Consider the following 16,849-nt stretch of genomic DNA (forward strand, 5'->3'; position numbering starts at 1 on the left):
TTTGATGTGCGAACTGTACTGGTCTGAGTACAGAATTTACCGATGCGTTCTTACTGTATAATTTGTGAACTAAAGCGTATCTTTGCCGAATGAAAAATGAGGAGGTACTGGAGAAAGTGAATAAAGGGGTGTATTTGCCTTTAATGGAAGAGTTTTATACCATACAGGGCGAAGGATTCCATAAGGGAACCGCAGCTTATTTTATTCGTGTTGGCGGGTGCGATGTAGGTTGCCATTGGTGCGATGTTAAGGAAAGCTGGAATGCTGAAACTCATCCACCTACAGCAATTGAGCATATTGTGGAGAATGCCGCTACATATTCAGATACCATTGTTATTACCGGTGGTGAGCCATTAATGTGGGACATGAACCCCATTACCAAAGCATTAAAGGAAAAAGGACTAAAAACGCATATTGAAACATCTGGTGCCTATACCTTATCTGGCGATTGGGATTGGATCTGCCTTTCACCTAAGAAAAACAAACTGCCAGAAGGTAGAATATATGACGAGGCACATGAGCTTAAAGTCATTGTATACAATAAACACGATTTAATCTTTGCCGAAGAGCAAGCCGCAAAAACAAATTCAAATTGTATTTTGTACCTACAGCCCGAATGGAGCGTGAGAGATAAGGTGGTGCCTATGATCGTAGATTATGTAATGAACAACCCTAAGTGGAAAGTGTCATTGCAAACACATAAATACCTTAATATTCCTTAAGAATTTCAGCTTATTGGCGACCGCCATTTGCACGTATATCCAACAAGCATTCTGTGTCTAAACCAGCAGTTGCCGCACCTTTAGCGGTATTTTGCTGTAATAGGCTTAGCACCGTTGCACCAGATAATGTACAACCCGATTTTATACCGTCTTCATATTGGGTAACAGAATTTGTATAAAGTGATTTGCCCGATGAGCCCCCAAACTGTAATTCTGCTCGCATTAGGCAGCCAGCTTGGTTACAATGATTATCATCTACTAATTGACCGTCTTCGTTTTCAGATTGCGATTGGTGGTCGTTGACCATATCCGTACCCAAATCTACCAACCCGAACAAGTGTCCGAATTCATGGTTTAAGGTGGTCGTCTCCACATCGCTCACATTGATGGATGCACTTAAACTGGCCAATTCCCTAACGGTAACCTCATGGATGATCATAGACGTATTGCGGTAAACCGCACCAAGGGTTACTAAACCTCCGTCAAGATCATCACCTTCAGCAGGTGCATCGGCAAAGTAAATGTATATCGCCAATGTACTGCCAGAATTAAAAACGGTTCTATTCGAGGTTTCTAAATCTGCAATTTCCTGCAGTGTTAGTTCGTCTTCGGACGGACTAGGTAATTCGTTATAGACCAGTTCTATTTCTTCTTTGAACGTATGTTCTTTTAGATAATCTGTAAACTGGGTCATTGCAGTTTCGGTGGGCTCAAAACCGGTAACATATGCTATTTCTATTAAAAGCTTGTCGAAATTATCGTTTGAAAGTATGTCATTGGCAGAATCTCCCGTTGCCAAAAGGTTGGCGCTTTTATCTACTTGTGCGGTAGTATTATCGGCATCATCATCAGAAGAACTTTTAGAGCAAGAAATACTACATATTAAAATGCCTAATAGTAAAAAGCTTTTGAACTTGGTCATAATAGTATTTATATGAATAGGATAACGTAAAAAAAGACTGCCTATTATTTCATATGAGTTAATCTTGCTAAATAGTCGTAATGTTCCCCTTCCATTACAAGTTCACATGTTAAATTACTATAGTTAGCTGCTCTTTGTAAGGTGTTGTAGTCTACATAAAGCCAAGGAAATGAGGTGCTTTTTTCGTTTTTGTATTCCATGCTAAAACTTACTTCGCCGTAGTACTCAACATGATCGGGAATCCAGTAGCCGCCATCTTCATCATTTTCAAACATATAAATGATATCGCTGGAGTCTAAAAGAATTTGAGCGCCTTGTTCTAATAGCGATTTCAGCTTGGAGAAAAACGCTTCTAATCCGGCTAAGGTACCTGCTAGTCCTACACCGTTCATTAAAATTAATATCGTATCGAATTTTTCACCATCAAACGTTAAGAGTTTTGAGTGTACGGTATTGTTGAGTCCGCGTAATTTACTGACTTCAATAGCTCCTTTTGATGCATCTAATCCGGTTACGGTTAGTCCTTTTTCCTGTAAATATAGACCATGGCTGCCAGCACCGCAACCAACATCTAGAATCTTTCCTTTGCATAATTGCAGTGCCTTTTGCTCTATTTTGGGCATTTCTTTAAAATTCCGGAACATATATGGTATTGGTAAAACATCTTCTTCATCAAGAGAGGAATACGTAATGATGTCTTCGGAATAATTACCGTGTTGATAGTCTAAAAGAGCCGTGCCTAAAATGTCTTTATTCAAAATTCTAGTATTTCTAGATACAAAAGTCTCGCTTTTTGGTACTACTTTCCTAGTTTTGAAGAATTAATTTTAGAGATGGAAGAGGTTTTGCGTCAATTGCCCAAAAAGGCAAGAGAGAAATATACTGAAAATAAAAAGTTCTTTGTCAAGCTAAGAAAAAAGCCGCCTAAAGATTTGGACTATACCATGCAAGAACTTCATGAGGCGGAGTTTGAACGTACCGATTGCCTAACCTGTGCCAATTGCTGTAAAACAACAGGACCACTTTTTACAAATGCCGATGTAGAACGTATTTCAAAATCTTTCCGTATGAAGCCGCAAAAATTTATTGAAACCTATTTACGTATAGATGAGGAGAACGACTATGTCTTGCAACAAGTGCCGTGTACTTTCTTAGGTGCCGATAATTATTGCTCTATTTACGATGTACGCCCCAAGGCATGCAGAGAGTTTCCACATACAGACCGAAAGAAGTTTCAGCAAATTAGTAACCTAACCCTTAAAAACGTAGCTATTTGTCCTGCGGCTTTTAATATAGTGGAGGAAATGAAGAAGCGGATAAAGTAAAAGCTATTATTTAAATATGCTCTTTAAATGTTGGGAGTAGTTAGATAAACATAAAGAATTTCATATTGAAAATCGAAGTAAAAAATCATAGAATAAAATGTTACACATGCATGAGACCATCAACCACTTGTGTCTGCAAGCATATTAGTCCTCTGAAGACTAAAACTCGTTTTATCATTTTAATGCACCCCAAAGAGTACAAAAAAGAAAGAAACGGTACGGGGCATATGACACAATTGCAACTTGAAAATTCAGAGATTATAGTGGGTGTCGATTTTAGCGATAATGATCGTGTAAATGAAATATTGACCAAAAAAGAGCAAAGCTCTTTTTTGCTGTACCCCGGGAAAGACAATTTTAATCTATCTCAAAGAAATGGTTCTGAAATGAATACCTTTCTGGGTAATAGCCCTTTTATTTTTATTCTAGATGGTACGTGGCCCTGTGCCCGTAAAATGCTAAAGCTAAGTACGAACTTGCAAAAATTGAAGAGACTTAGTTTTAATAACAGTATAGAATCAAAGTTCATTTTTAAGCAACAACCGAAATCGCTATGTCTAAGTACTATTGAGTCGGTCTTTACGGTATTAAATTTACTTAAGAAAGGTGGAGTGGAAGAGTGTGATACGACGGATTTCTTAATTCCTTTTGAGAAAATGATTGCCCATCAACTCGATTATATTATAAATCCAAATAATAAAAACGACAGTTCTGCTCCGATCAAAGAGATTCTTCCCAAGAAAAAGTATAAAACCAATACTGAAAGAAATGTTGTTTTTGAGTTGGGATAAAATTTGATTTTTAATACAGTCAATTTGGGTAGGTATTAAAATTATTCATATTTGTTGAAGTATTTTTTAGCACTGTTATCAACATAGAGAAAGAAATTATGCTAAAATAATTTTTACTGAATTTGAAAATTAACTAGATTACAAGTAGATACCATTTTTTAAAAACATCTTATTCTTGAGCATTATAAAAAGTTTTTTTGGATTCAATAATCAAAAAAGAGATTTTGTTTTGGATTATTTCAAAGTGCAAATCGAAAAGCAGGGTATGAAAATTGATTCCATAGACGAAACTGAACTTATCTATATTTCCAAAGGCGATATAAATTTAAAAGTAAGTTTAGACAACATAAGGGTGGTTTATGAACGAGAGTATGATAAGTCAGTTATTACAGGTTTTGTAAAATCGATTTTAAATTATTCTTTAGAAATGCCTGAGCATTGGTCTGATGTTAAAGAGAGGATATTTGTTTCATTATTTACTTCAGAATACGATTACCAAGATTTTATAAACTTTGAATTTTCTCAAAAAGTAAATAAAATATATACTTATAGGGAGAATGACCTTTTTTTTTGGGTGACTTATGAAAACTTAAAAAAATGGAATATTTCTGAAAAAAAATTAGTTGAGCAAGCTCAGCAAAATGGAGATAGAATTTTATCAGCTACTAAAATAGTATATGATACCATAGAAGACAGAAAATTAGGTATGCTTGAATCTCCTGAAAATGAAAATCTGAAAGCGGCTCTTCTGTTAGCTCCCTCAATGAAAGAAAGGATTGTAAAAGATTTCAGCTTTCCGTTTTATGCCGTAATTCCGGTACGAGATTTTTGCTATGTATTTTCAGAACATGATTTTGAATTCTTTTCACAGCGTATAGGGCAAGTAGTGGTAGAGGAATATGAGCAATCTGCATATCCATTTACACCTGAGTTATTAAGATTTTCAGAAGTAGGTGTTGAAACTGTTGGTATATATAGCGAACTGTAGTTTATGTATTTGATAATTAATTGATTAGATGAAACTTAAATTTATATCATCAATATTTCTTTCCTTTTTAATCGGATTATATATTGCATTCCATATGACCTTATTTTCAGGAATAACTCCATTTTTAGATACTATTCTTTTGGTTATTGTTGTTTTGCTATTGGTATGGAATTTAGTTTTGATTTTTAAACAGCAGGACAAGCCACTAAAGTTTATTCAATTATCAATTTTGGTTTTTGTAATACTAATAGCTTTCTATTTTGCAAAGATGGAGTTGGAATCTCTAGCATAAGAAAACCTAAGAATGTACTTTAAACTAATGCAACATTCAGACCAGAGGATTAAATGCCAGATCAATATTTGACTAGCTCAAAATTAGCGGTGACCTACCCATAGTTTGCAAGTTTTAGACCGTATATACTAAATAAACTTTAAGTTTGACATTTCTGAAAATTAATTATTTTACGAGTAATATCAATAAAAGTTTATTATATTGATTGATTGTTTGCGAATTTGTCAGAATTTACATATTTAATTAATAATGCTTTAATTAGGTGATGTAATTCTATTTGCATATAAATAACTTAAAATACACTTTCATTTTATGGAACAGATTATAACCTATTTTGAATCGATACCTGCCGCACACCGGTCTTTAATTTTGGTTGGTGGTATAACTTTTTTCTGGATATTAGAAGGTATTGTCCCCTTATTCAATGGTGCTTATAATAAATGGAAGCATTCGGTGCCTAATTTCTTTTTTACGCTGACCACTATAATTGTAAATTTTCCGTTGGCTTTCTTCCTCTTAAAAACATCGGATTGGGCCGTTGACAATGATTTCGGTATCATTAATTGGTTGCCAGAAATGCCTTTGTGGGCATATGTATTTTTAGGTGTTGCTTTGCTTGATTTAATAGGTGCTTATTTGGCACATTTGGTAGAGCACCGTGTAAAACCATTGTGGATGGTGCATTTGGTACATCATACCGATCATAATGTAGATACGACCACAGCCAATAGACATCATCCGTTAGAAAGTATTATTCGTTATTTATTTACCTTACTAGGCGTTTTTATTGTTGGTGCCCCAATAGGAATCATAATGTTGTACCAAAGTCTTTCTGTAGTATTGTCTCAATTTAACCATGCGAATATAAAACTGCCAAAAGGTTTGGACAAAGCAATTAGTTGGGTGATTATTTCCCCTGATATGCACAAAGTACATCATCATTATGTATTGCCGTATACAGATAGCAATTACGGAAATATTTTTTCTTGGTGGGATCGTTTATTCGGCACCTACATGCATTTGGATCGTGAAAAAATAATCTACGGTGTAGATACGTTCCCCGATGAGGTAGCGAACGGTAAAATTGGTCCGTTGTTAAAATATCCTTTTGTAGGATACAGAAAACCAACCACCGATGGTAGTAATTTGGCAGATATTGTCAATGAGCAGCATTTAGTAAAGTAGATACTTTGCCCTTATCTTTTTAAATTTTTCTATATCACCTTGCCAACTTGCTTTTATTTCGGCATTGGTGGCGCCGGCTTCAATTTGCTTTTGCAATCTGTCATTACCTGCGTGTTTGGTAAAACCACTAGTTAGAAAGAATTTACTTTTATCTACGGAATGTGTATAGGCATCTATAATGTATTCCATGGTCATCTGGTTCATTCGCTTAGTATTGGAAAGGTCTTTGCCATAACACAGTTTTCCTTCTTCTTTAGGGTATTTTGAACCAAAATTGGGTTTTGGTGTATAGGAGAAATCGTAAGCAGTGGAATCTAAAAAAGAAGCACCATATCGCTGAAATTGATACTCCGTACCACGACCGGCATTGATGTTTGTGCCTTCAAACAGGCCCAAGCTAGGGTATAGGGTAATTGAGGTGTCGTTTGGTAAGTTCGGCGAAGGGCGAATAGGTAAGCTATAAAAGCGATCATGCGACCAGTGTTCTAGAGGAATTACGGTCAAATCTGCTTTTTTATCACCCTCTAACCACATTTCTCCATTGATCATGTTGGCATATTCGCCAATGGTCATACCATATACCAGAGGTATCTGGGTCATGCCAAGAAAAGAAGTATGTTCGGCTTCCATGGTAGGTCCGTCAATATAATGTCCGTTGGGGTTTGGGCGGTCCAATACTAAAACGGGTATTCCTTTTTCGGCACAGGCTTCCATAACCAATTGCAATGTTGAAATGTACGTGTAAAAGCGTACGCCCACATCTTGTATATCGAACAATATCAGATCTAAGCCTTCTAATTGTTCTTGAGTCGGTTTTCTGTTCTTTCCGTGTAATGATATTAATTCTAGTCCCGTTTTGGTGTCGGTACTATTTTTTACATGTTCACCGGCATCGAAATTACCCCTAAACCCATGTTCTGGTGCAAAAACCTGTTTAATGTCAACATCTAAAGAAAGAAGACTGTCTACCAAGTGGGTGTACCCATCGGGTTTAAAAATGACGCTTGTTTGGTTGGCGACAATGGCTATTTTTTTGTCTTTTAATAAAGGTAAGTACGCTTTGGTTCGGTTGGCCGCCACCACAATTTCTTTTTCTTGTACTTTAATTTTTGGCTCGTCTTGGGTTGGTGAGTTGTTGGCTACTACTTTGGTATCGTTTCCACAGGTAGCCAATACCAAAAACCATAATAAAACTGTACTTTTGAAATTGGATAAAAATAACATCATTTGAATCTAGAATATTTTATCGCCAAACGGCTTATAAAGGGTAAGGAGCATAAAATTAGTATTTCCGCACCAATAATAAAAATAGCCATTGCCGCAATTGCCATTGGGGTGATCATGATGTTGATTGCTATTGCTACCGGTTTGGGTTTAAAAGAGAAAATACGTGAAAAAGTAACTGCTTTTAACGGTCACGTACAAATTTATAATTACGATAATAATAATTCTGAGGTATCTGTAGTTCCGGTAAGCACACAACAAGAGTTCTATCCAGAATTTAAAATGGTAGACGGGGTACGTCATATTCAAGCAGTAGCTACCAAGGCCGGTATCATTAGAACTGAAGATACCTTTGAAGGTATTATAGCCAAAGGCGTAGGTAAAGATTATAACTGGGAACCATTCGATGAATTTCTGATCGATGGTGTGCTGCCTGATTATTCGGGTGATTTGAATTCTGATGTGCTCATTTCTAAAATTATGGCGAACCGACTAAATTTTAAGGTGGGCGATTCGTTTTTTACTTTTTTTCTAAGGGATGATGCTCCGGATAAAATTCCAAACCAAAGAAAATTTACCATAACCGGCATTTTTGATAGTGGTTTTGAGGAGATAGACGGACTCTATATTTTTACCGACATTCGTCATATTCAACGCATGAACAAGTGGGAAGAAACAGAGGTTGGTAACTTTGAGATATTCTTGAACAGTTTTGATGATATTGACCAAAAAGCGAATGAAATCTATGGGCAAACTGTATCTAGTTTAGATACAAAATCCATAAAGGATAAATATTACAAGATTTTTGAATGGATAGGGTTATTCGATTTTAACATTGCCCTTATTATTGGTATAATGATTATAGTGGGTGGTATTAATATGATTACGGCACTATTGGTACTTATTTTAGAACGAACCCCAATGATCGGAATTTTGAAGGCTTTGGGTACTAATAATTGGAGTATTCGCAAAGTCTTTTTATATAATGCCGCTTACCTTATTGCCGTTGGCTTGTTCTGGGGTAATTTAATTGGTTTGGGCATAATTTTTCTTCAAGATCAGTTTCGTTGGTTCAAGTTTCCAAATCCTAAGGAATATTACATTGAATACATTCCGGTGAGTATAGATCTATGGATTATTCTTCTTTTAAATGCAGGTGTATTGTTGTTATGTTTGTTGATGTTGTTGATACCGTCGTATATAATTACGAGAATTACACCGGTGAAGGCCATTAGATTCGAGTAGTGTAATTTTCATAAGCTTATTGTGTAATTCATCTTTGATTACCCCTCTTTTTGGTAAATTTGATGTAAAACAGATCACATGCATCAAAAGTTACTTCTTACCCTATTTGCTGTGCTTTTATTGACGGGAGTCAATGCGCAGAAACTTTCAAAAAACGAGAAAAGGATTGTAAAATCCATTGAACAGAATAATGCCGAAGCCATTTCATTTTTAGAGAAAGTTGTAAATATCAATAGTGGTACTCTTAATCTAAAAGGTGTAGAAAAGGTGGGAAAGGAATTTGCAACTGCTTTTACTGATATTGGTTTTGAAAGTACTTGGATTCCTATGCCCGAAGAAATGAACAGGGCGGGTCATTTATTTGCCGAAGTGAAAGGAACTAAGGGTAAGAAATTATTGTTGATCGGTCATTTAGATACTGTGTTTGAAGAAGATAGTCCGTTCCAGACTTTTGAGATGGTGAACGATTCTATTGCACATGCGCCTGGTGGTAATGATATGAAAGGGGGTAATGTAATAGTACTCTATGCGTTAAAGGCTTTACAGCAAAACGGATTATTGGATGATGCCCAGATCATAGTTGCCTTTACAGGAGACGAAGAAAGTACGGGAAGTCCTTTAGAGAAAAGTAGGCACGATTTAATAGAAGCGGCAAAAAGAAGTGATATTGGTTTGGGTTTTGAAAATTCAACGGGTTTCAACTATGCTACCGTCGCCCGTAGAGGTTCTTCTGGATGGAAGGTTGAGGTAGAAGGAAAAAGAGCCCATTCTTCAGGCATTTTTAGCGATGATACTGGTGCAGGTGCCATTTTTGAAATGTCTAGAATCTTGAACGGTTTTTATACCGATGTAAAAGGTGAAGATTTGTTGACCTTTAATCCTGGTACATTGGTCGGTGGTACTTTTGTGGAATTCGATGAAATGAGCAGTAAAGGAACCGTGTTTGGAAAAACAAATGTGGTTGCACAAAAAGCGGAAGTGCGAGGTGGATTACGTTTTATTTCCGAAGAACAAAAAGAACGTGCTCGCGAGAAAATGAGAGCGATAGTAGCCGATAATTTGCCGCAGACATCTGCAACGGTAACTTTTAAGGATAGTTACCCGGCAATGCAACCTACGGAAGGTAATAAGGCTTTACTTGAAAAATTAAATGAGGTGAGTTTAGATCTTAAACAAGGTGAGGTATTAGCATATGATCCTGGTAAAAGAGGTGCTGCAGATACGTCTTTTGTAGCTGAATATGTAGACTGTTTAGACGGGTTGGGTACCATGGGAAATGCTGCACACACCCCTGAAGAAACGGTAAACTTGAATACTATTGAGGCATTGACAAAGAGAACGGCATTATTAATTTATAGATTGATAAATGAGTAATATGACAACATTAAAACATAAGGATCACGAAGTTAAAATCGAAATAGGTGAGTTGGTGGGCTATCGAGTAGACGGTCATGAGTTTATGCACCAAAAAGGAAACCCGGGTTGGCGTAGTGTAGATACTGAAATGTTCCCTTTGATCGGACCAACGAACGAAGCCGATTTTAAAGTAAAGACTCCTAAAGGATTTGCTGTTCAAGATCAGCATGGTCTATTGCGTGAAATGGAATATGAGTTGACGGAGCATACTGCTTCTAAAGCAGTGTTCTCAAAAAAATATACAGCCAATACCACGGTGTTAAACTCGAAATACCCTGCGAAGTCTACCGCTGAGAAATTAAGCTGGCCCTATGATTTTGAGTTTGTAAAAACCTTTAAATTGACCGGTGATGCTTTAGAGGTTACGTTTACTATTTCGGGTGAAGAGGGTATGCCTTTTATGTTGGGCTATCACCCTGCATTTATGTTGCATTCTAAAAACGCCATTATTTCTACCACTAGTCAAAACATTACCATTCCTGAAGTTATGGCAGTAGGGAGTAGGGCGCTACAGGTGCCTAAGATAGATACGATTACCTTAAAGGATGAGAAATCCATTCAAATAACATCTGAAGGCTTTAGCCATTTTATGTTGTGGACAGAAGTGCCAAATATGGTGTGTATTGAGCCCATAACATTCTATCCATATGCCGTAGCACAAGAAAACCTAGCGGAAGGTTTTACGAGGCTTAAAAAGGAACCGGCTGTTTTTAAAGTGGTGTTGAAACCTATGTAGTTTTAAAATCACCAGTGTATGTGTTACGATGTAAAAACGAGCTTAGAGGCACAATTAAAACGTGCTCAGCGAAACCAAGATTTAAAGGCAATAGAGGAAATTGTAGAAAAATTGGGACCGTTGACAGACTTGCCGCTTCATCATGCATCGGGGTTTACGCATCCAGAGGTGTTGATTTACACCAATGAAGACCCGTGGTATCCAATTGTGGCTACGTGGGGACTTATTCCCCATTGGGTGAACACGGTTGAGCAGCAAAAGAAAATTTGGAATAGTACATTGAATGCCCGGGTCGAAACCATATTTGAAAAACCTGCGTTTAGAGATGCCGCACATGAAAAAAGATGTATTTTTTATGTGGACGGGTTTTATGAGCATCACCATTTTAATAATAACACCTATCCTTTTTTTATTCATCCAAAGAACAAAAAACCTTTGGCACTTGCAGCTTTGTGGTCTAAATGGCAACATCCAGAGCATGGTGGTACTATTAATTCATTTTCAATTGTAACCACATTAGGAAATGGTATGATGGCAAAAATTCACAACAACCCTAAATTGAAAGAGCCACGAATGCCTTTACTGTTATCCGAAGAAATGGAAGAAAGGTGGCTTTCATCAAACACAACTATTGAAAAGCAAATAGAGGAAGTATTAAATTCCACCAATGACATCGCCTTAAAAGCCCATACCGTTGGCAAACTTCGAGGTAAGAATTATTTGGGCAATACGGAGTCTATTTGTAATGAAGTTGAATACGCTGAGCTAGATGCCGAAAAACTAAATTTATAAAAATGGCTTATAGCGAGTATCTGGCAGATAGGGTAAGACCAAGGTTAAAAGGAAAAGGTCTGGTTGAAGAGAAGAAAATGATGGGCGGACTCACATTCATGGTCAATGGTAAAATGTGTTTGGGTATCATGTTCGATAAGAAAACCGAAGAAGATAAATTAATGGTTAGGGTGGGTAAATTGAATTATGAAGAATTATTGCACAAACCCGGTAGTACCCCAATGGATTTTACAGGTAAACCCTTGCGAGGTTTTTTATTTATTGGTCCTGACGGATTTGACCATGAAGACGATCTTGATTTTTGGGTAGTAAAAGCGTTGGAGTTTAACAAGCTTTTAAATGCATGAGCTATTGGTTTCAAAATACGCATTCATGCCCTTTATAATGATTAAATTTACGGCGTGAAAAACATTTTTCCTTTTCTGGATTGGATTTCATCCTACAAAAAAGCCAACTTTATTAAAGATTTGTTGGCAGGTATTACCGTGGGTATCGTATTGGTGCCCCAAGGGATGGCCTACGCAATGATTGCGGGTCTTCCTCCGGTTCATGGTTTATATGCATCGTTGTTTCCTGTGCTCACCTATGCACTTTTAGGTACTTCAAGAAAAATTGCTGTTGGTCCTGTTGCGATGGATTCGTTATTGGTTGCGGTAGGTTTGGGAACCCTTGCTATTACAGGAGTTGAAAATTACATTAAAATGGTGGTGGTTCTTGCCTTTATGGTAGGTGCAATTCAATTTTTGTTAGGGGTGCTTCGTATGGGTTTTTTAGTCAACTTTCTTTCTAAACCCGTCATCAGCGGTTTTACTTCAGCTGCAGCCATTATCATTGTTTTCAGTCAAATGAAACATTTATTGGGTATTTCGGTGGTTGGCAGTAATAGAATTTATGAGACCATAATCAATATTTTTTATAAGCTAGGTGAGATAAATTATGTTGATTTCGGTATCGGCCTAGTTGGTATCGCATTATTACTTGGTTTTAAAAAATGGACAAAAAACATACCCGGAATATTAATAATCGTAGTATTGGGTATTTTGGCAGTTTACTCTTTTCAATTGGAATCTTTTGGGATAAAATTGGTGGGTAATGTGCCCAGTGGGTTGCCTTCTTTTATTATGCCGTCATTGAATATCGATGATATAGAGCAATTGGCACCTATTGCCATTGCCTTGGCACTGGTGGGGTATTTAGAAGCCATTTCCATCGGTAAGGCAATAGAAGATAAAACGGGAGAAGATACCATTAAGGCCAACCAAGAATTAATTGCCCTAGGTTCTGCGAATATTGTCGGGTCTTTTTTTCAAGGATATCCGGTAACGGCAAGTTTTTCTAGATCGGCTATTAGCTTTGATGCGGGTACAAAAACGAATTTAAGTGCAATTTTTAGTGTGATTTTGGTAGTGCTGACACTGTTGTTTTTAACTCCCCTGTTCCAATACCTCCCTAATGCTATATTGGCGAGTATCATAATGGTATCGGTAGTAAAACTTATCGATATTAAGTACTTTAAATATTTATGGCAGAATAGAAAAGATGAATTTTTTGTGATGTTGGTCACCTTTTTGATTACACTGTTTATTGGTATAACACAAGGTATATTAATAGGTGTTCTATGTTCTCTTTTATTAATGGTATATAGAACCTCTAAACCACATTTTGTGGAGATCGGTAACATTGGCAATTCAGATTATTATAAAAACGTAATACGTTTTGCAGATGAGGTCGTGGTACGTAATGACCTCTTGATCGTAAGGTTTGATTCTCAGTTATATTTTGGTAATTCTGCTTATTTTAAAAAGCAGTTGTTAAAGCACATAAAGGCAAAAGGTCCAGAGTTAAAGGGAATTATCTTGAATGCGGAGTCAATAAATTATATTGATGCAACAGCAGCAGATATGTTGACAAAATTAATACATGATATTCGGGAACGTGAGTTGCAGTTCTACATTGCGGGAGCTATAGGTCCTACAAGAGATATCATATTCAGTACGGGAATTATAAAGGAATTACAGCGAGAATTTTTATTCGTAAAAACAAAAGAGGCGGTTGATTTTTTCGATGACCCCAATGAGGTATCGTTGCTGGCAGCAAAGGTGGCTTACGAAAATAGTAGAATGGCGAAAATGAATAATGTCAAAAAATAATATTTCTTGTACCTTAAGGCTGAAGAAGTAGATAGAAAATTTTAAAAATTAAGACATATGAACATAGAACAGATATATACAGGATGTTTAGCTCAGGGAGCATATTATATTGAGAGTGATGGTGAAGTGGCAATTATTGATCCGTTGCGCGAGGTGACTCCGTATTTACAAAGGGCAGAGAACGATAAAGCTAAGATTAAGTATATATTTGAAACTCATTTTCATGCCGATTTTGTGAGTGGGCACGTTACCCTTTCAAAGGAAACAGGGGCTCCAATAATTTATGGTCCTACGGCCAGCCCAAGTTTTGATGCAATAATAGCGGAAGACGGACAAGAATTTAAATTAGGAAAGCTGACTATTAAAGTATTACATACCCCTGGGCATACCATGGAAAGTACTACGTATTTATTACGCGATGAAAATGATAAGGATTATGCGATTTTCTCTGGTGATACTTTGTTCTTAGGGGATGTGGGCAGACCCGATCTTGCTCAGAAATCGGCTGATATGACGCAAGAGCAATTAGCAGGTACGTTGTTCGATAGCTTGCGTACTAAAATAATGCCCTTGTCAGACGATGTTATTGTATACCCTGCACATGGTGCCGGTTCTGCATGCGGTAAAAATATGATGAAGGAAACTGTAGACAGTTTGGGTAATCAAAAGAAAATGAATTATGCCTTAAGGGCAGATATGACCAAGGAAGAGTTCATAAAAGAGGTAACCGATGGTTTGTTGCCTCCACCTAAATATTTTCCTTTAAATGTAAAAATGAACAAGGAAGGTTACGAAGATATAGGCGAAGTGCTTAATCGTGGTAATGTTGAGCTTTCTCCAGATGAATTTGAAAAAGCCGCTAACGATACTGAAGCATTGGTATTAGATGTTAGACATCAAGACGAGTACGTTAAGGGTCATATTCCAAGGTCAATATTTATAGGGTTAAACGGTGATTTTGCTCCTTGGGTGGGAGACTTGATCGCCGATACCAAACAACCATTGTTATTGGTTGTACCAGAGGGTAAAGAAGAGGAAGCCATCACTAGATTATCGCGTGTAGGTTTTGATGCTGCAATAGGATATTTAAAGGGCGGAATTGATGCTTGGAAAACAGCAGGAAAAGAAATAGACCAAATAAATTCGATCACGGCATCCGAAGCAAAAACTTTAATAGATAAAGGCAATGCGGTTTTTGATGTTCGTAAAGATGGGGAGTACCAAAGTGAGCATTTGGTAGGTGCCGTGCATACACCTTTAAGCGAGTTGAATAAACATTTGGGTGAATTTCCTGAGAAGGGAGATTTCTTGGTGCACTGTGCTGGTGGTTATCGTTCGGTAATTGCATCTTCAATCCTTAAAAGCAGAGGTATTCATAATCTAATCGATGTAAAAGGTGGATACGGAGCCTTAAAAAATGAGGATTTGGAGAAGACAGATTATGTTTGCCCAACGACTTTATAGTTGAAAAACAGCATTTGGATTTTTTCTTAAATAACTTTCTACAATACGCTGGGTTTCCAGCGTATTTTTTTGTGGTGTAATGAACATCTCTAGATCTTCCATTTGAGAAATGGGCAGTTCGTGAGGTGCAAACCCGTAACCGGCGTAGTTGTTTTCTTTGATGACTACAAATCCGTTTTCATCCATAGTTCTTCCCTTGGTCTTTATCACAAGCGTAGAAGCAACCTCTTTTATACTTTGAAGGGCATTATGAACGCGCTGGTTGTATTCCTCCACCATTTTCAAATCTGAGCAAATACCAATACACTGCTTAATTTTATAGTGGGAACATACAACCACATTTTCTTGTAAATGACAGTACTTGGGGCACAACTCAAAAGTACTGCACAGGTTTTCCAAATATTGCCTGGCTTCGGTGGGACTATAGCAAATAGCAATAGGACTTGGAGTCATTTTTATTTTATTGAATGCAAGATGAATTATCCCGTTACGATCTACATACGTAAATATGCCGTATTGCTGTATTGACCTTTTCTGCGCACTATTGTATTTAGGGTAGTAATGTTTAATCTCTGCCGATTCTTTTAAAAGAGCAATGAGCTCATTACCGGTTTCTTCATAATCTAAAGATGCGGTTTCACCACAAAGCACCAATTCTTTGGTTTTTTTATCATAGAAATGACCTAGGACCCTTTTTTTAATATTCTTGGCTTTGCCTACATAAATTATTTTGCCCTTATGGTCTTTAAAATAATATACACCGGGAGTACTGGGTAATTTTAAGAATTCCTCTTTGGGTAAACCAGGTGGTAAAGTAGCTTCTTGAGATTTTGCGTTCAAGAATTGCTTAAAAACCGTTTCGGCATTTTCTGCCCTTAACAATTTATGGAACAAAAGTACGGTAGCGTGTGCATCGCCTCTAGCACGGTGTCTGTCGGTTAACGGTATGCCCAAAGCCGTGGTTAATTTTCCTAAGCTATATGAGTTATAGCCGGGTAATAGTTTTCGAGATAACCGTACCGTACATAATTTCTTTCTAGAGAAATCATGACCGAGTAATTTAAACTCGTTTTTGATGACGTTGTAGTCAAAATTGACGCTATGGGCTACAAAAATGGTGTCTTTGGTAATGGCTTCGATTTGCGGTATAATTTCCTCTAGTAGCGGCGCATTTCGAACCATGTCATTGTCAATACCGGTAAGACCGGTTATGAATGCGGGAATCTCACATTCTGGGTTAACTAAAGAGGTAAATTCATCTACCACCTCATGACCGTCATATTTAAAAATAGAAATTTCCGTAATTCTATTTCCTTTTATGCCGTTTCCGGTAGTTTCTATGTCAATTATCGTATACAAAAAGTGAGGAATAACTTATCGGTACAAAGTTAGTTCAAAATGAATTAGTAAGACTTGTTGTTTAGCAGCATAAAAGAGATAGGTCTATTGGAATAGGAGTAATTCACTGCTGTAAAGCTGGGGTAATGTTATATGGGGAGGTCAGTGGTAATATTGTGTAATGGAGACAGATAATTTTAGATGATTTACATCTAGTATTAACTGGAACTTTAAGGTAAGTTATACCTTATGATGTGTC

At 37.0% G+C, this 16,849-nt stretch carries 16 protein-coding genes; 12 read left to right on the forward strand and 4 right to left on the reverse strand.

Translation table 11 applies throughout. The features are described 5' to 3' along the window. Window positions 1-89: 89 nt before the first annotated feature. Window positions 90-722: a 7-carboxy-7-deazaguanine synthase QueE gene (locus EXIGUO8A_RS10905; protein ID WP_116770465.1), complete on the forward strand. Its 633-nt coding sequence runs from the start codon at window positions 90-92 to the stop codon at window positions 720-722. Window positions 723-732: 10 nt separating this feature from the next. Here EXIGUO8A_RS10905 and EXIGUO8A_RS10910 read toward each other — a convergent pair whose 3' ends face one another. Beyond that, window positions 733-1,644, reverse strand: a complete 912-nt coding sequence (locus EXIGUO8A_RS10910; protein WP_159303139.1) for a hypothetical protein — start codon at window positions 1,642-1,644, stop codon at window positions 733-735. 44 nt (window positions 1,645-1,688) lie between these two features. Continuing rightward, complete coding sequence (locus EXIGUO8A_RS10915; RefSeq protein WP_159303140.1) at window positions 1,689-2,402, reverse strand: class I SAM-dependent methyltransferase; 714 nt, start codon at window positions 2,400-2,402, stop codon at window positions 1,689-1,691. 75 nt (window positions 2,403-2,477) lie between these two features. Between EXIGUO8A_RS10915 and EXIGUO8A_RS10920 the strand changes: the two genes are divergently transcribed. From EXIGUO8A_RS10920 to EXIGUO8A_RS10935, 4 genes are all read left to right on the forward strand, one after another. After that, entirely contained in the window at window positions 2,478-2,969 is a 492-nt protein-coding gene (locus EXIGUO8A_RS10920) for a YkgJ family cysteine cluster protein (protein WP_159303141.1), read from the forward strand. 65 nt (window positions 2,970-3,034) lie between these two features. Then, window positions 3,035-3,760: a tRNA-uridine aminocarboxypropyltransferase gene (locus EXIGUO8A_RS10925; RefSeq protein WP_262885563.1), complete on the forward strand. Its 726-nt coding sequence runs from the start codon at window positions 3,035-3,037 to the stop codon at window positions 3,758-3,760. 175 nt (window positions 3,761-3,935) lie between these two features. Further along, window positions 3,936-4,748 (forward strand): hypothetical protein, encoded by an 813-nt coding sequence (locus EXIGUO8A_RS10930; RefSeq protein WP_159303143.1) that lies wholly within the window; start codon window positions 3,936-3,938, stop codon window positions 4,746-4,748. Window positions 4,749-5,352: 604 nt separating this feature from the next. Further along, window positions 5,353-6,225 (forward strand): sterol desaturase family protein, encoded by an 873-nt coding sequence (locus EXIGUO8A_RS10935; RefSeq protein ID WP_159303144.1) that lies wholly within the window; start codon window positions 5,353-5,355, stop codon window positions 6,223-6,225. Here EXIGUO8A_RS10935 and EXIGUO8A_RS10940 read toward each other — a convergent pair. Further along, window positions 6,214-7,449 (reverse strand): exo-beta-N-acetylmuramidase NamZ family protein, encoded by a 1,236-nt coding sequence (locus tag EXIGUO8A_RS10940; RefSeq protein WP_159304439.1) that lies wholly within the window; start codon window positions 7,447-7,449, stop codon window positions 6,214-6,216. The genes EXIGUO8A_RS10935 and EXIGUO8A_RS10940 overlap by 12 nt on opposite strands. Window positions 7,450-7,452: 3 nt before the next feature. Between EXIGUO8A_RS10940 and EXIGUO8A_RS10945 the strand changes: the two genes are divergently transcribed. The 7 genes from EXIGUO8A_RS10945 (at window position 7,453) to EXIGUO8A_RS10975 (ending at window position 15,252) form a co-directional block, all read left to right on the forward strand. Continuing rightward, window positions 7,453-8,694 (forward strand): ABC transporter permease, encoded by a 1,242-nt coding sequence (locus EXIGUO8A_RS10945; protein WP_159303145.1) that lies wholly within the window; start codon window positions 7,453-7,455, stop codon window positions 8,692-8,694. 78 nt (window positions 8,695-8,772) lie between these two features. Continuing rightward, on the forward strand, window positions 8,773-10,068 hold the full coding sequence (locus EXIGUO8A_RS10950) for a M20/M25/M40 family metallo-hydrolase (RefSeq protein ID WP_159303146.1): 1,296 nt from the start codon (window positions 8,773-8,775) through the stop codon (window positions 10,066-10,068). A 1-nt stretch (window position 10,069) separates the two neighbouring features. Continuing rightward, window positions 10,070-10,846: an aldose 1-epimerase gene (locus EXIGUO8A_RS10955; RefSeq protein WP_159303147.1), complete on the forward strand. Its 777-nt coding sequence runs from the start codon at window positions 10,070-10,072 to the stop codon at window positions 10,844-10,846. An 18-nt stretch (window positions 10,847-10,864) separates the two neighbouring features. Further along, complete coding sequence (locus EXIGUO8A_RS10960) at window positions 10,865-11,638, forward strand: SOS response-associated peptidase (protein ID WP_159303148.1); 774 nt, start codon at window positions 10,865-10,867, stop codon at window positions 11,636-11,638. A 2-nt stretch (window positions 11,639-11,640) separates the two neighbouring features. Beyond that, window positions 11,641-11,985 (forward strand): TfoX/Sxy family protein, encoded by a 345-nt coding sequence (locus tag EXIGUO8A_RS10965; protein WP_159303149.1) that lies wholly within the window; start codon window positions 11,641-11,643, stop codon window positions 11,983-11,985. 54 nt (window positions 11,986-12,039) lie between these two features. After that, window positions 12,040-13,788 (forward strand): SulP family inorganic anion transporter, encoded by a 1,749-nt coding sequence (locus EXIGUO8A_RS10970; protein WP_159303150.1) that lies wholly within the window; start codon window positions 12,040-12,042, stop codon window positions 13,786-13,788. A 57-nt stretch (window positions 13,789-13,845) separates the two neighbouring features. Next, window positions 13,846-15,252 carry an MBL fold metallo-hydrolase gene (locus tag EXIGUO8A_RS10975; protein ID WP_159303151.1) on the forward strand — a complete coding sequence of 469 codons (1,407 nt, stop codon included), beginning with the start codon at window positions 13,846-13,848 and terminating at the stop codon, window positions 15,250-15,252. On the opposite strand, the gene EXIGUO8A_RS10980 is transcribed toward EXIGUO8A_RS10975, so the two are convergent. Beyond that, the gene (locus EXIGUO8A_RS10980; RefSeq protein ID WP_159303152.1) at window positions 15,247-16,611 is read right to left on the reverse strand and encodes an exonuclease domain-containing protein; all 1,365 of its coding nucleotides are present in this window, start codon (window positions 16,609-16,611) and stop codon (window positions 15,247-15,249) included. The two genes, EXIGUO8A_RS10975 and EXIGUO8A_RS10980, sit on opposite strands and share 6 nt — an antisense overlap. Window positions 16,612-16,849: the final 238 nt, after the last annotated feature.

Origin of the sequence: Maribacter litoralis, assembly GCF_902506355.1 — a bacterium.
Lineage (GTDB): Bacteria > Bacteroidota > Bacteroidia > Flavobacteriales > Flavobacteriaceae > Maribacter > Maribacter litoralis.

Bases quoted from the DNA above. Each gene is read 5' to 3' on its own strand.
- EXIGUO8A_RS10940 (WP_159304439.1), bottom strand. From the start codon at position 7,449: ATGTTATTTTTATCCAATTTCAAAAGTACAGTTTTATTATGGTTTTTG.
- EXIGUO8A_RS10920 (WP_159303141.1), top strand. From the start codon at position 2,478: ATGGAAGAGGTTTTGCGTCAATTGCCCAAAAAGGCAAGAGAGAAATAT.
- EXIGUO8A_RS10935 (WP_159303144.1), top strand. From the start codon at position 5,353: ATGGAACAGATTATAACCTATTTTGAATCGATACCTGCCGCACACCGG.
- EXIGUO8A_RS10905 (WP_116770465.1), top strand. From the start codon at position 90: ATGAAAAATGAGGAGGTACTGGAGAAAGTGAATAAAGGGGTGTATTTG.
- EXIGUO8A_RS10910 (WP_159303139.1), bottom strand. From the start codon at position 1,644: ATGACCAAGTTCAAAAGCTTTTTACTATTAGGCATTTTAATATGTAGT.
- EXIGUO8A_RS10950 (WP_159303146.1), top strand. From the start codon at position 8,773: ATGCATCAAAAGTTACTTCTTACCCTATTTGCTGTGCTTTTATTGACG.
- EXIGUO8A_RS10960 (WP_159303148.1), top strand. From the start codon at position 10,865: ATGTGTTACGATGTAAAAACGAGCTTAGAGGCACAATTAAAACGTGCT.
- EXIGUO8A_RS10965 (WP_159303149.1), top strand. From the start codon at position 11,641: ATGGCTTATAGCGAGTATCTGGCAGATAGGGTAAGACCAAGGTTAAAA.
- EXIGUO8A_RS10955 (WP_159303147.1), top strand. From the start codon at position 10,070: ATGACAACATTAAAACATAAGGATCACGAAGTTAAAATCGAAATAGGT.
- EXIGUO8A_RS10975 (WP_159303151.1), top strand. From the start codon at position 13,846: ATGAACATAGAACAGATATATACAGGATGTTTAGCTCAGGGAGCATAT.